This is a genomic window from Natronoflexus pectinivorans (genome assembly GCF_004345615.1).
GTDB classification, from domain to species: domain Bacteria; phylum Bacteroidota; class Bacteroidia; order Bacteroidales; family Marinilabiliaceae; genus Natronoflexus; species Natronoflexus pectinivorans.
In genome coordinates this window covers 60,088-75,001 of record NZ_SLWK01000017.1, presented here as the reverse complement: position 1 = coordinate 75,001, position 14,914 = coordinate 60,088, and the positions used below count along the sequence as shown (strand labels likewise).

9 protein-coding genes and 1 pseudogene are annotated in these 14,914 nt (G+C 39.0%); 1 reads left to right on the top strand and 9 read right to left on the bottom strand.

All coding sequences use genetic code 11. The features are described from left to right. From EV194_RS15555 to EV194_RS15540, 4 genes and pseudogenes are all read right to left on the bottom strand, one after another. A pseudogene (locus EV194_RS15555) lies at positions 1–308 on the bottom strand (hypothetical protein); the annotation flags it as partial. Between the two features lie 107 nt (positions 309–415). Beyond that, positions 416–904, bottom strand: a complete 489-nt coding sequence (locus tag EV194_RS15550) for a hypothetical protein (RefSeq protein ID WP_132435243.1) — start codon at positions 902–904, stop codon at positions 416–418. A gap of 67 nt (positions 905–971) precedes the next feature. After that, positions 972–1,523, bottom strand: coding sequence for an RNA polymerase sigma factor (locus EV194_RS15545; RefSeq protein WP_132435241.1), 552 nt, complete (start codon positions 1,521–1,523; stop codon positions 972–974). A 211-nt stretch (positions 1,524–1,734) separates the two neighbouring features. Then, complete coding sequence (locus EV194_RS15540; RefSeq protein WP_132435239.1) at positions 1,735–3,267, bottom strand: GEVED domain-containing protein; 1,533 nt, start codon at positions 3,265–3,267, stop codon at positions 1,735–1,737. Between the two features lie 430 nt (positions 3,268–3,697). Here EV194_RS15540 and ychF point away from each other — a divergent pair, with 430 nt between their 5' ends. Beyond that, positions 3,698–4,798, top strand: coding sequence for a redox-regulated ATPase YchF (ychF, locus tag EV194_RS15535; RefSeq protein WP_132435237.1), 1,101 nt, complete (start codon positions 3,698–3,700; stop codon positions 4,796–4,798). 368 nt (positions 4,799–5,166) lie between these two features. Here ychF and EV194_RS15530 read toward each other — a convergent pair whose 3' ends face one another. From EV194_RS15530 to EV194_RS15510, 5 genes are all read right to left on the bottom strand, one after another. Then, entirely contained in the window at positions 5,167–5,565 is a 399-nt protein-coding gene (locus tag EV194_RS15530; RefSeq protein WP_132435235.1) for a DUF3859 domain-containing protein, read from the bottom strand. A gap of 415 nt (positions 5,566–5,980) precedes the next feature. Then, positions 5,981–8,191 carry a tetratricopeptide repeat protein gene (locus EV194_RS15525; protein ID WP_132435233.1) on the bottom strand — a complete coding sequence of 737 codons (2,211 nt, stop codon included), beginning with the start codon at positions 8,189–8,191 and terminating at the stop codon, positions 5,981–5,983. Positions 8,192–8,195: 4 nt separating this feature from the next. Further along, complete coding sequence (locus EV194_RS15520) at positions 8,196–12,056, bottom strand: translocation/assembly module TamB domain-containing protein (RefSeq protein ID WP_132435231.1); 3,861 nt, start codon at positions 12,054–12,056, stop codon at positions 8,196–8,198. 4 nt (positions 12,057–12,060) lie between these two features. Then, on the bottom strand, positions 12,061–13,893 hold the full coding sequence (gene bamA, locus EV194_RS15515; RefSeq protein WP_165921913.1) for an outer membrane protein assembly factor BamA: 1,833 nt from the start codon (positions 13,891–13,893) through the stop codon (positions 12,061–12,063). Between the two features lie 101 nt (positions 13,894–13,994). Continuing rightward, entirely contained in the window at positions 13,995–14,879 is an 885-nt protein-coding gene (locus tag EV194_RS15510) for a hypothetical protein (RefSeq protein WP_132435227.1), read from the bottom strand. Positions 14,880–14,914 lie beyond the last annotated feature (35 nt).

Here is a 14,914-nt window from a genome sequence, read left to right as displayed (position 1 = left end):
CATCTTAGGCGAATCTGCAAATCAACCAATGCCTCTTTTTCTGCGTTGGTCAAATTTGCCATATTAGTTTCAAGATTCCGTCTGGCCATACTTCTGGTTGCGATAAGGCTATCCTTTTTATGAGAATAGTTATTATAAATAGGCCAAAATCGGTTCGAGGCGGCATCGTTAAGTCCAATTCTTTCAGATATAAAAGATGCCTTTTGATCTTTAAACCTTTGAATTTGCTCTGCCTTGGAACATTTCTTCTGAGAGGAAGCAGAGAGAAAAAGCATCCCCAAAATTATGATGGCTAATATTCTATTCATGATCTGTAAAATTTATCTATGGATTTATTGTTGCAAACCAAGTCAGAAACCCCAACTTGATTCTCACAAACTAATCTGGTCTCAAAATCTGCATTGTACTGAAAACTTTAATAGAATAAAGTCAACATGATCAACTCTTCCTCGTCAATAGCGTCAAAAAAGGTGCTGTCCGGAAGAATATAAAGGCTTTCGGTTTCAGAGATGAACTCCAAAAGTTCATATTCTTTGAAATAGTCAGCCGGTGTTACCTGATAGAACTCAATTGACTGCACCGATTCGGTTTGCATAAAATTGTCTGGAAAAATTCGTTCAGGCAACTGCTTATATACAAGCGCAATGATTAAGAAAGCTGCAGCCATTCCAATCCAGGGTGCAAAAACCGAAAGTTTCTTCACAGTTGAAACAGCCTCTTCTTTTTCTTCTATATTGATTTTTTGAAAAAGTTTGGACTCAAACTCCTCAAAGTACCCGTCAGGGGCTTTGAAAGGAAGTTCTCTATTCCATATTTTCTTGTTTTTATCCATTGGATTATAAATGAAATGGAACCATAAACCTCCGGCATTAATTATAACCGGTATTTCGCTCCCTACAAACACCCGCTAGGTGTTTGTTTATTTCTTTGATTGTTGGTTCTTTAAAAGGTTTAATCAATCAATTACCAAATTAAAATAGTTCATTATCTATCAATGCTTCAATCTTTTTTACTGCATGAAAATATGAAGCTTTAAGAGCACCCACCGAAGTGTTCAAAATATCAGCCATCTCTTCATATTTCAAATTATCAAAATACTTCATGTTAAAAACCAGTCTTTGTTTATCAGGAAGAGAGAGGATCGCTTTTTGAAGCCGCTTTTGAATCTCATCGCCAGAGAAAAGAGGATCTTCGTCAAGTCTGCCTGACATAACATTCTCCAAATCGTCAAATGAATTCAGTAACTCTGTTCTTTTTTTGTTGAGGTGATTAAGAGCTTCATTGGTAGCAATTCTGTATAGCCAGGTAAAAAGCGAAGAATCCCCTCTGAATTTATCCAGGTTATTCCAAATCTTTACGAAAGTATTTTGTAACAAATCATCAGCATCCTCATGTATGACAACCATCTTTCGCAAATGCCAATACAGACGCTGACTAAACTTGTCAACGAGTAACTTAAAAGCTTCTTCGCGCTGTTGAGGTATCGCCATCATGGCTAATATTTCCTGGTCGGAGATGTGCATTTTTCGCTGACTAACCGCGTTTCTTGATTCACTTTTTAAATTTCGACGTACGAAGGTACAAAAAAAGAGACTGCAAAATCAAACAGTCTCTTTATTATATGCCTATTCTTTAGGTGATCCTTTTAGTCATAACAATACTTTATTTTGATTTTTACGCTTTGCCATCATTAGAGTTGGAAACAACCATTTAATGATAGGATTGAAACGATAACTAACGATTAAGCACTTTAAATACTGAATGAGAGGATGCTGATGCAACAGTTACAATATATACAGCCGAATAAGAAGGTAATTCTAATGTAAATTCAGATTGATGAGTCTGTATTGTTCTCAATACCTGACCGCACAAACTGATTAAGCGAATAGAATACAAATCTGAGTTGCAGTTATCTATATATATATCCAAGCCATTCTCTGATGAAAACACTTCAATGTGAGTTTCGCTATTTTCAAGATGAAAAGTTTTCGTTGGAGCATCATTGTCATCGCCTTTCACAAAGAAAACAGAATAATCTTCAATCTCTCCGAAAGATATCGAACCACAAGATGTTTCTGCATCTTCAAGATTGCTTGCCAGGATTATCCTCAATTTAATCTGTCCCTCTTCAATATCTTCCAACAAAGGAACTTCCCATACAACTCCGGGAGAATCATGGGAGTTTACCTCAATAAACGGTGCTGAATCAAAAACACCATCATTATTCCAATCAATATATAATGCCCAGAACATTTGAGGGTTAAATGTCTGCCAATTATCTGCGGTAGCAGAAATTGTTAACTGATCTATTACCGATAAATCAACTTCATTATATATCCATGAAAAATCGGAGTATTGAGATCGATGTGAATGATTAACATTGTCATTAATCGTTACACTTGATATATGCCCATTGTAAAAATCATTTGAAATAGCACTACAGCTGATGGTTAAAAAGTTTGGTTTGGAAACAAAATCACTTCCAAATGCATTCTCAACCACTAAAGTAACCGAGTACGAACCGGGAGTGCCAAAACTCACGATCGGATTTGCGGAGTTGGCTGATGTGCCTTGAAGAAAAGCAATATCTTCTGCCGGCTCAAAAATCCATGTGTAATGGGTTGGGGCTTCTGTGGAAAGATCAAAAAACGAAACCGCCTGATTGGTTGATGCAGTCTTTAAATCAGATGAGAAATCAGGTATTGGCTCAGCTGTTGCTTTCGAAGAAATTATTAGTATATCATCTAAAAAAGAGATTGAGCTGCCGTGGGTTCCACCTTCAAAATTAAAACAAAGAACCAGTGAGCTATGTTCCCACTCTGCCTCTGTCAATGAAAACATTACTGTTTTAAACTGCTTGGTAGTATTTAGAACCTTGAAATTAGTAATATGTCCTCGTCCTTCGGCTGGTGAATTCCCATCACGTTCCTGAGATTCCCATAATGACAAATAAAGTGTCATTGGGATGTTGCTTTCCAGCTCTTCTGTTACTGTATTATTGTACCTAAAGGATACTCTAATCTGGTCTGTATTACTCCAATCAATAGGCACTTCGGGACTTAGAATTATTCCACCAGATGAAATTCGAAGCTTCTCATCTTCGATTTCAACTCCATGACTCCAAACCACATCCCAACCCTCTGAAGGGAAGTTTTCAATTGTTTCAAATGTCTCATTTAATAATACTGATGATTGAGCCTGAATGCTGATATTCAGCGTCAAAAGAAAAGTCAAAAAAATCAATGCATTTCGTAATTCATTTTTCATAATGTCTTGTTTTAGTAGATGTTGAATAGGGATGAATGCGTGGCAAAAGTATCTATTTTTATGAACTTCACTGATTTTTTGTTAATCAGTTTTGACAAATAAAGACTTTTATTTGAGTAACAACCAATTTCTTAGTGTAAAGCATACATTTTTCCTGTTTGGTTTTTGAACATCTCATTCTCAAAGGCATATATACACAAAAAAACTTCTCTAGCTATAAAACCAGACAAAGGCATGTCATTTCTGTTCAAAATCATAGATTTTTGAACAGAGTGTGACCATATTAATCCTTGATGAGAAAATTAAACTACCTCCGTCACATATATCGAAAAAAATAGATTACTTTTGCAGTCAATTTTTTCGTCTGTCTGCAATCATTGCTTAGTGACAGACATTATTATGAATTACTCACGAGTGAATTTAATTAGAGATGGCTTTAAAGTGTGGTATAGTTGGACTTCCTAATGTTGGGAAATCGACGCTGTTTAACTGCTTGTCGAATGCAAAAGCACAATCGGCAAACTTTCCTTTTTGTACAATTGAGCCCAATGTTGGAGTTATAACTGTGCCTGACGACCGATTAACAGAGCTTGAAAAACTTGTAAAGCCACAAAGGGTTGTACCCACCACTGTCGAAATTGTTGATATAGCAGGATTGGTAAAGGGTGCCAGTAAGGGAGAAGGGCTGGGGAATAAATTTTTGGCCAATATCCGCGAAACGGATGCAATCATTCATGTATTGCGTTGTTTTGAGGATGACAATGTAACACATGTTGACGGATCTGTTGATCCGGTTCGCGATAAAGAGGTCATTGATATTGAACTTCAGATGAAAGATATGGAGACGATTGAGACCCGTTTGCCAAAGGTTGAAAAAATTGCAAAAACAGCAAAAGACCCTGACAGCAAAAAACTTTATGAGGTACTCGTAAAATACAGAGAAGCATTACTTCAGGGAAAATCAGCTCGAACAGTTGAGTTAACCGTTCCCGAAGAAAAAGTTGCAGGTGAACTATTCCTTTTGACCAATAAACCTGTGATGTATGTATGCAATGTTGACGAAAATTCAGTGGTTGAAGGCAACCAGCATGTTGAAGCTGTAAAGGAAGCCATCAAAGAAGAGAGTGCCGAGATATTGGTTATAGCAGCGCAAACAGAGGCAGACATTGCTGAGTTGGAGACTTACGAGGAGCGACAAATGTTTCTTGAAGACATTGGGCTTAAAGAGTCGGGTGTGGCAAAACTGATAAGGAGCGCATATAAACTTCTTGAACTGCAAACTTACTTTACTGCCGGAGAAAAAGAAGTAAGAGCCTGGACTTTCCCGAAAGGAGCGCTTGCCCCTCAGGCTGCCGGAGTTATCCACACTGATTTTGAGAAAGGATTTATTCGCGCAGAAGTTATAAAATACGACGACTTTGTAAAGTATGGTTCGGAGCATGCCTGTAAAGAAGCAGGAAAAATGAATGTTGAAGGGAAGGAATACAAAGTGTGTGACGGAGACATTATGCATTTTCGTTTTAACGTGTAAAAACAATCTTGCATCGTATATTTTTAGGTAAATTGTAAAAAGAACACTTTGTCTGAAAACAATTTTTAATTTTTCATCCCTGAAAAGCCTTGTTTTATCAGGAAAAAGAGTTAAATTATCATAAACCTATGAGGCAGTGGTTGGAAGAGTAAAATTTAATCTTTTTATTTGTACTTCGAGAGTGTCAAATAAGAATGTTGTTTTGAAAAAAAAAGAAAAGTGAAGTTTAATATTTTACGAACAGAGGAGAAGGAGACAGAAACCATTGCTAAACTTAAACGCAAAATTTTCATTTATTCTGTTATTGAGGTGATTATAGTACTAGTACTAATCGCTTTCGGTACATTCTTGTTTAGCATAACCCTCTCTTAATCGTTTTCGCTGCTATATAATTTGAATGTTTTCCTGGCAATCTCTTCCCCGTCAAGAAAAGTAATCAATTCCCATATGCCTGCTTTATCCTCGTAAGGAGGCCAAACAGTATCACCTAGGAAAAAAGACCAATCATTGCTGTTCACAAATTCGCTTCCTTCAAAAGGAGGTGATACATTGCCCTCATCATCTCTGAAAGGTGGGTGATTCATTATAAAGGTAATGCTAGAACCTTTGGCTTTCTTGATTTTTAATACGTAACCAAATTCAATTTCCGGTTCAACGGGTATATCAGTTGTAATCTGTAATAATTTTGGAATTTGCTTGGACTCTCTGTCCCAGGGTGCATAAATTCCATAACTGTATAGCTCTATAACAGGTTTCTTTTTGGGCATATTTCCTGAAATATTTATCTTGTAATATTGGAATCTTCAAAGACAAACAGTCAGCGAGTCTTTCCAACCTCTTCATAAGATTAAAGAACCATTATTTTATGTTAATAGTTCGTCAATCTTTTTTATTTACCTAATTATCAGATACATACAGACATGTTTGGATGGAGACTAATTGTCTGATAATAAAAGTTTTGGTTGTATCTTAAATCTAATATCTGAAAGTCTAACGATCTATTGTTATGTAACTGCTTAAACTTAACTTATAAAACATATTATAGACTCGAAGACTTTTAGATCATAGACAGATAGAGTAGTTGAGAAAGATAATTAGATTTATCTTATTTTCGGTTTAATCTTGTCTATCGGTCTAATAATCTAAAATCTATTAATCTGTTAGATATAATTTTAACAGTCGCTAAGGTTGCAGATAATACCTTAATTGATCAATCATAATGGGTATATCAGTTTCATCCACCCCGTGTGTAGCTAATATCTCTTTGTCGTTTTGGAGCGTATCCAGAAACTCTTTCATGGAAAACCCGGGCTGCTTTATTCCCTTTTGGTACCATTGAAGAGCTTCTTCACGGTTCTTTTCACACCACTTAACGTGTCCCATATTGATGTAATCATGGTACGAAGGCTGGTCCTGCAACAACTTATCACAATACTTCCCGGCTTGATCAAATTTGCCGAGCGCCAAAGCACACCAAACAATAGGTCGCCATACTTTTTTATTATCAGGAGCCAGATATTCTACTTTAAAATAGTATTTCAGAGCTTGTTCAAAATCCTTCAACTCTAATAAACAGTGGCCTATACTCAATTGGTTGTGGAGATCGTCAGGTTTTACTTTTTCTGCTTTCTGATAGTATTCCAGCGCTTTTTCCGGATTATTGAGATGGCGGTAACAGAGTGCAATTTTTTTAAGATTCCAAACCTGTTTATCATTAAACAGATCGGCCTTTAAATAGAGATCCAAAGCTTGCTTATATTGAGCATTTTGCTGATGGCAAAATGCCTGCTTTTGCAAAATCTGCATGGTAGGCTTTGTGAAATCTGAGGCAGCATTATAACATTCTAATGCCTCGGGGTATCGATCCTTGTTAAAAAGATATTCTCCAAGTTTTAGATAGAAATCACCATCCTTAAAAATGGTTTGTACAAACCATTTGTTGTAAAAATCAAGTTTCCATGAAAATGGATCTTCAAAAGCATCTTTTCTAGGATATACCCTGAAAAAGCGATATAGATCCTGTATGTATTGATTTGAGATGGAAAGAGCCTGTTTTTCTGGCCCTATTAATTGGTCGCTCTTCTCAATTTCACGAATTGCTCCAATTTCAGCCATAAACATCTGTCCCATCATTCCCTTCTGGGCTGATGGCATTTGCGGAATGCTTAAAATAAGCGAAAACTTATCTGAATTGCACAAAATTCCAGATTCTGCCATACCTTTCAACAGATCGGGATTTTGAAATGGAGCCGATTCATCTTTCAAAATATCAGTCACAATTGGGTTTGGGTATGAAAACGGGAGGAACCAATTGTCCATGCGGTTAAAAAACGGGAAATGTTTCAGCATTCTGAATGTTGAAAGAAACAGATCTGAACCCTCCATTTGAAGTTTTGAGAACTCTTCAAGTTTATTCATCAGTTCCGGAGAATCTGAAAAGATATCTTCCCAATCGGGATTTTTCCCTTCCTTAAATTTGTCGCCAATGATGTTGTCCAAATCAAGTCGGTTTCTTAGGTTTGGATGAATGCGGGCTACTTCAGGCAGTATTTCATCTGTAAGTTTCCTCGCCAGTTTCTCGGTTTCTCGGGTGCGCATGATCTGAATAACCGCAGTCTGCAAAATTGTTTCTGTTACATCAGACTCCTTCAACTGAGCCAGCCTTTCAGCTATTTCTCCATAGAGTGGTAATCTGCTGTCGTATTTGTATAAAACCAGCAAAAGCCCTGCAAGCGCTCGTTGCTTTACCTCCTGATGAGGATGTTTAAGCAGATCAAATAACAAATCAAGTGCAGAATAATTAAAGTGCATCAGTAGGTGAATGGTGACGGCACTTACAAAAATGCACTGGCGCGGCCAGGGCATTTTTTCTCCTTTAAACAGATTTGCAACAGCGTTCTCATCTTTTTTTGCATATAACTCTTCCCGGCTGAGGAGCAACTCAAACAATTTCAAGAATTCCTGGTTGAGTTCATCACCATACGGTTGGTCATCACCCTCCATTAGGTTGTACTTATCCAACTCGTCAAAAACATTGTTAAATGTATTAATGTATAGTGACTCCGGGTTCTCCTTATATTTCCTTCGCAAATCGTAAAACACCCCCTGGCCAAACCGTGTGTTTAAAGAGAGGAAAGTATCATCGGCCAGTTTATAGATGTCGGTAACCAGATGATTGTATATTCTCTGGCGTTCAGGATCGGCAAATCCTTCAACAGTATATTTTAACAGGCTTTTATAAGTCATTTCAAGATTGTAATGACTGTCAATGGTCTCACTGTTATGTGTTTCACGTACCAGATCTGAAAGCAAATCAAGGGCTTCCTTAAGCCTTTTTTCGTTAATCAGGCCATTTACTCTTTGCTGGTTTTTTCGAATAACCAAATAGTCCATTCTGTTACCTTTCAAATTTTAAAATCAAGTCCACTCCAGAGTCCTTTACATCTCCCTGCATCAGCCTCAACGAAAGACGCCGGCTGATTTCATATTCCAAAGTAATGGTTTCCGGCGTTATAGCATCACTTCCAGCTTCACCAAAACTTCTTTGATAGGTTACAAAGAGGTTGTTGGTGATGTATTTCCCCACCATAAAGGTCGTATTTTGCCAATTGTCGCCGGCATCAATCTCAATCATATCAAGATTAAACGTTGAACCGATGGTTCTTGTCAGCTGTGCTGAAACCAAACCGGTAAGCAGTCTTGAGGGAACGGCGTTTGAAACGCCTTCCTGGTTACCAAAACTAAGTTCATCAAAGGGTTGTCCAAACAATAAATATGCCATGGCATCCTGCTCGGTGATATCATTACCGTCTAACTCAAACCTAATTTCAGGATCGGTAGCTCTTCCCGACACAATCAAAGTCAGCACGTGCCGGACTCTGTCACGCGATCTGAATACATATTCGGCGCGAAGATTCACAATGGGATCAAAAGTATCACCACCGGTAAAATTTAATTCACCCTGACGAATCGTCAGTCTTTTTCCATAAAGAGTATAAAACCCACGATGAATTCCCAGATTACCAAACAGTTCAAAGATTTCACTGTTTTTAACAATGTCTAAATCTCCAAATAGCTCCATTTGCATGTCAGGTGAACGAATCCAGGTGTTCCGCGGGATGTTCAATTTAATGGTCCCAGTGAGCTGATCCATCAATCCAGTTCTTCTTTCGCGTACCTCCCTGATTCGAATGGTGTCGGGGGCTTCTGTCTCGGCCATTTGTTCTCGCCGAACAGCTTGCACCAATAATGGATCGTTCAACTCGGTTTCGTCATGGGCCAGTTGCATAATGGCCGGCAAATTCCAACTGGAACGCAATACCCTTATGTTTCCTCCAAAGCGGGGATTGTCATCAACATCCCTGAAAAAGGCATCTGCATTAATCTGCGCTTCAAAATCACGATGACGGGTAACGTAAAACTGACGGGCTCTCATTGACACATCGGTTGATTTAACTCTGCCCGAAAACAAGGTGGAGTCCATCACAACCTTTCCCTGAGCAAGCATCGATCCATTTAAATGCCTTACAAAAAGGGAGTCGAGAACAATGTCGGTTCCGTCAACCAAAAGCTTTAAACGGATGTCATTGTAATTTATTCCAAACCGCGGCAAAGGCACTTCTCCATTTATAATATCAATGGATCCTTTTACGTGAGGATCATCGATGTGCCCATCGGCAATTAAGTTGATCGTCATTAATGCCTTTGGCTGATCAATGCCTGGCAAATTCTGAAAGAAACCGCTAAGTCTGGTTTGATTGGCCCACAGATGAGTTCTGACTGTTTGTGGCCAGGAAATCACAAGACTGTCACTCAGGCTCATGATGAGTGGGGTTTCGGCTTTGATGTTGATGGATTCGTCAGATCGGTTATATATGGTAGTTTCAATCTTCACCGTGTCGCCGGGGTAATGGATGTTTGTTGTGATTCTTGATACAGCAAGTGGCTCCAACTCTACATCATCCAGCAAAGAGTGACCATCAATGCGGAAACCATTACGGTTTCCTTCAACAGAAATATCCAAGTTGGCTAAACCTTTGATATATGTCTGAGAAATTCCAAACCATGAGAGCAATTCCAGGTTAAAATTCTGAATGGATGTACTCAACCTCAATGAGTCTCCATGTTGAAACATGGCTTCAGCTCTCAGACGAAAATCTTCGTTATTTTTATCATACAACCCAAAATTTTGCAATTGAATGATTGAATCACTGTAAGTGATTCGACCCGGCGGATCCATCAGGGCTATATCCGTGTAAGGAGAATCGAAATCCAATTGGTGCAATTCAATTTCCATTACATCTCCTATGTTCCCAGAAGCATCCAGAATCAACTTCATTTTTTCAGGCAAAATGGATGTAACGAGTGCTTTCCAATGAGCATCTCCGTATTCGGCTGCAAGAGTGAGTGTGTCTATTTCATTTCCAGAAGCAATGATTCCGGTCGCTAAAAGCGAAAGCTCAACGTCTGGCTTCATTTTTATTAATTGACCTGACGCGATAAATTCAAGGGAGTTAACAGTAAATGTTGTGTCCAGTTTCAGATGTGAAGACTGGCCTGACAAAGATACTGTCAGACTGTCGGTATGACCATGCGCCTGTAGGTTCAACGAGAGTTTTTCCCAATCCGCAGGTTGGGAAAACCAGGCCGAAAAGGCCTTGGTGTTGTAAATCTCTGCAAACAAATCAGCATGAACATCTCCGCTCAATGAATAATCTGCTTTAAGTTTAACATCCACAGACTGATTCTTAATCATCAGCGTATCAAGTGTCAGCAATTCATCTGCAAACAGACCTGAAAGAAACATGGAGTCAATAGGCACTTTTTCGATTATTGAATTTAATAGTAATCCTTCAAAACGGGCTGTCATGTTATCGGTTCCAACACCTTCGCCTTCTGCATCTAATTGCAGAGTTACCCATGTGCTGTCAACAACTTCAGGCAAAATCTGGTGAATAGCCAGGTTGTCTGTTTTTATATTCGCAACGAATGGGCCATTTGGATCATTGATGTTAAGCGAAGCGATGGTTGACAGACTCCCAAAATCTCCAAGGATATTAATAATGGCTCTGGTATCTCCGGCAAGATAGGTGATATCGATATCTCCGGTTTCCAGAAGATAGTTTTCCCATTTTGTCCCCGAAATACTTCCCCTCACTCGCATCGGCCGGCTGTTGGTTGTAAGTCCGTTTCCGCTGATGTTTAACCGGGTGTTCAGCAACAGCGGCAAATCAACTGTTTCAATCCAGTTCCCCGGAATGAAATTATCAACTCTCAAGTCCAGATTGACAATGACATTTTCTCGTCGGCTACTGTCCGATAAAGCACTAAAGCCATCAGCATGCCCTGAAACCTGAATCTCCTCTTTATGGTATTTTAATCCCAAACTGAATGTTAGCCTGTCATCCTTGAGGGCGGCATTAAACAAAAAGTCAGGATTTGCCGGAATTACAATGTCCGGCAATGCAAATGCGAACTCTTCCGTTTTAACCGAAGGCCAGTTTAAGTCAGCATCGAAAGCATCCATCCCTTCATACAAAGCATTTGCATTTATGGAGTTATGTGCTGTTTCCAGATAGAAATTACGAATGTTGTATTTCTGAAAGTTGGTTTCAAATAAAAGTGTCAATGTTCTTAACTCAAGGTCGGGGTTTTGTGTTTTAAATGATATGTTGTTCAATGAGGCTTTTAGTATTTCACCGCTATATGAACCATTAAGATTGATGTCGAGATTTTCAATTCGATCGGGGATTATGGTGTCTTTCATGGCCAGATGGATATCTCCATTTGAAAGATGAAAGGATCCAATTTGAATTGAAAATGGAAATGGTTTAATCTGAGTTGAATCAGGAACAGCCTTTGGATGTTCCTGCTGCGGCAGAAAGTGATGAAAATTCCATACCGAATCATTCTCCTGTCGAAGAAAAACCTCAGGTCGCTCCATTAAAATGACATCAATTTTGATGACGCTTTTAAGCAAATGCCAAGGCGAATATTTTAAGCTTACTTTATCGAGAGAGAGCAATGGTTCTCCATCAGGCAATGAAGCATATATTTCATGAATCTCAATTTGAGTAAGGAAGTTTCCATGAATAGATCCGATGCTAATCTTGCCATTCACATTTTTATTGATGATGTTTTCGGCTTGATTTTTCACCAGGTTTCGGAACAGCGCAGTCTGGGTAAAAACAAGCGACCCCATCACTAAAAAGAAAAGTGAAAGAATAACCCATATCGATATGTTGAAAAATCTCTTCATATTATCAAAACGCGTGTCCTATATTTATGTGAAATTGCCAGCTGGAGGAGGTATCCCAAACCGGACGAGCTAAATCAGCACCCACCGGGCCAATTGGTGTAGCAAAACGAATTCCTCCACCTGCAGAAAATCGTATATTTTCAGCGCCTACATCGTCAAAAGTTTGCCAAACATTACCGGCGTCCATAAAAGCTACAATACTAAGCGGCCCAACGATTTTTATTCTCGGTTCAACCGACATTTCAAACAAATATTTTCCACCAACGGGAATTCCATTGCTATCTGTAGGTCCGAGTTGTTGCCGCGCCCACCCGCGAACAGAGCGACTACCACCTGAAAAGAAACGTTCCTCAACCGGGATAGCTGTATTGTTCCCTACTGAGTGAACAGTCCCTGCCTTTATTTTTGTGGCCAAAGTAGCAATTTCTAAAAATGGTTGATAGTTTTTAACTTCTATCTGATATTTTAAAAACGGATAATCGCCGGTGAAAATAAAACTATTGGCTCTGGCATTGAAGGCAATCATCCATCCCCGCGTGGGGTCAAATCGGGGAGAACTGCTGTCATAAAAGAGACCAGTAGCTACACCACTTTTTGAATATGTTTTTGCCAAAAAATCAGAATCCTCAAATAATGCCACTGACGTTGTGTCAAGGTTTACGTTGTCGTAATAAATATTGAATGAACCGCTGACTCTTTCACTGATTCTTTGAAGAAGAGAGATGTTCGCTCCGTAGGTAAACAATTCAAACCCGGGTTCTTTCATCCTTCGGACAGATGGAGACAGCGCCAAAGTTGAGTTGGGACTAAAAGCAGCAGGCTGAGTCAGAGTTGCTTCAAAGCGGTATGGTTCCAGCGCCGAATGTTTGGCAAAAAGATTTAGGCGTCGGGCTCCTCCTGTAAAATTCAACACCTGAAAATCAACAAATGTTCTGAACTGATCTTCTCGACCATAACCCACCCCAACCCTTGTGGAGGTTTGTGGTGCTTCTGTAATAGAAATATGCACCGGAATGGTATCATGAAAATCCCTGGAGAGCCGGGCTCTGACAGAGGCAACACGGAACGTTCCTAACTGATAAACCTGCTGTTGAGACCTATTAAGCTTTTGTCTGCTGTATAAATCACCATGGCTAAAAGCCAATTGGCGTTCGACAATATTTGTTGGAGTGCGCTGATTTCCTTCAATGATAACCTCGCCAAAATAACTTACCGGCCCGGGTGACAGCTGCCAGATTACAGTTGCATTATTTCGCGCTGTATCGGCTCTTATTTCCGGCTCTGTTTCAGCATATGCATACCCCTTTTCAACCAAAAAACGGGTAATACGATCCCGATCGTTCCATATCTTGTTATCCTGAAATCGCTCTCCTTTTCGGGCTTCCAGCACACTTCTTCGTGTTTCGGCCTGATCGTTTAATTCTTTGTTTATTTCAGGATTTTCACCTCTGAATTCAACTGATTCAATAATAACGGGATCTCCTTCTGAAATGACGAAAGTAACTTTTGCTCTTTGCCGGTTACGGCTTAACTTTACATTGGGCTCATGCACTTTAATATGCATGAAACCTTGAGATTGGTAAAAATGAATTAACTCTCGAACATTCATGTCCCATGCATCATCGCTATAATATGAAGCTTCTCTCCCCAACAACTTCCGGGTAATCCACCTGCCATGCGAAAAGGATATCTCATTCATCAGTTCTTTATTAGAAAAGCTATAGTTTCCTTTAAACTTTACTTTTCTAACCACAGATTCCTGCTGTCCGAACACCACCACCGGAAAAAGGAGGATAAAGACGAATATAAAGTATGTGTATTTGGCTCTCAAATGCATATATTTTAATACAAATATATACTTAAGATATCGCATAAAAAAGGACTGTCTATATAGACAGTCCTTTAAATAATGATTAAACAGTATTACATCTGTGATCACTAAAAATGTATCATCAAGAACATATTCCCGAAAGTATAAGGAAAAGTGGTAAATGCGTCTCTATTCCTGCTTTTTGGTGAATCCTCAAAATTTTCCTTAACAAGAGTACTTCCCACCATAATCTCACTTTGATGGTTTCCCTGTCCATAGAAAGTCTGACCATAAACAAGGCCTGTTTCAACACCAATGCAAACTCTAGGCAACAGATAGTATTCTGCACCTATTACAGCTCCTAATCCAAGACTAAGAGATGATCCTCCTGTTCTCTCAAGAACTCTAGACGAGCTGTTACTTGCATTACCATTATTCCAGTTTGAAACAGTAAGAGGGCTGGGATTTAAAGCTGTCATTTGGTTCCCATACTCAAACTCACGGCGTTGTTTTTCATATCCAACAAAAACATCTCCGCCAAAGAATCCTCTCAAACGATTTTCGCCTCTAAACATTAAATACCCAACCTTCAGTTGATAATTATTGCTTAAAGTTATTCTACGATCTTCAACCTGGCTGCGGCTTAAAGGATCAACAGCCTGAGCTGCCTGGTCGTCCAAATAAAACGCATCCATTGATCGGTGACTATTGATTCTTAGTGCAACACGAGCCGCAGTATAATCAGTCAAAAAATATCTAAAATGCAACGTATTATCGCCTAGGTTTAGAGAGTTGGTGGTAGCTCCGTTAAACATGTTCCCAACGTAGTTGAGGAACGGAGTGGCATCAAATCCAATCGCAATATCCCCTGCTTCAGGGAAATATTCGCTCGCATGTCTGGTTTGTGTTGCATTCTCCTGATTATCAATATGTTCAATACCATCATTATTTATTTGCGCAAATGATGGGGCAAAGATAAGACAAAGGAGTGCTATAGAAATTATTATTCTCATCAGATCTGTTTTTCGATGTTCTTTAAATTCATTAT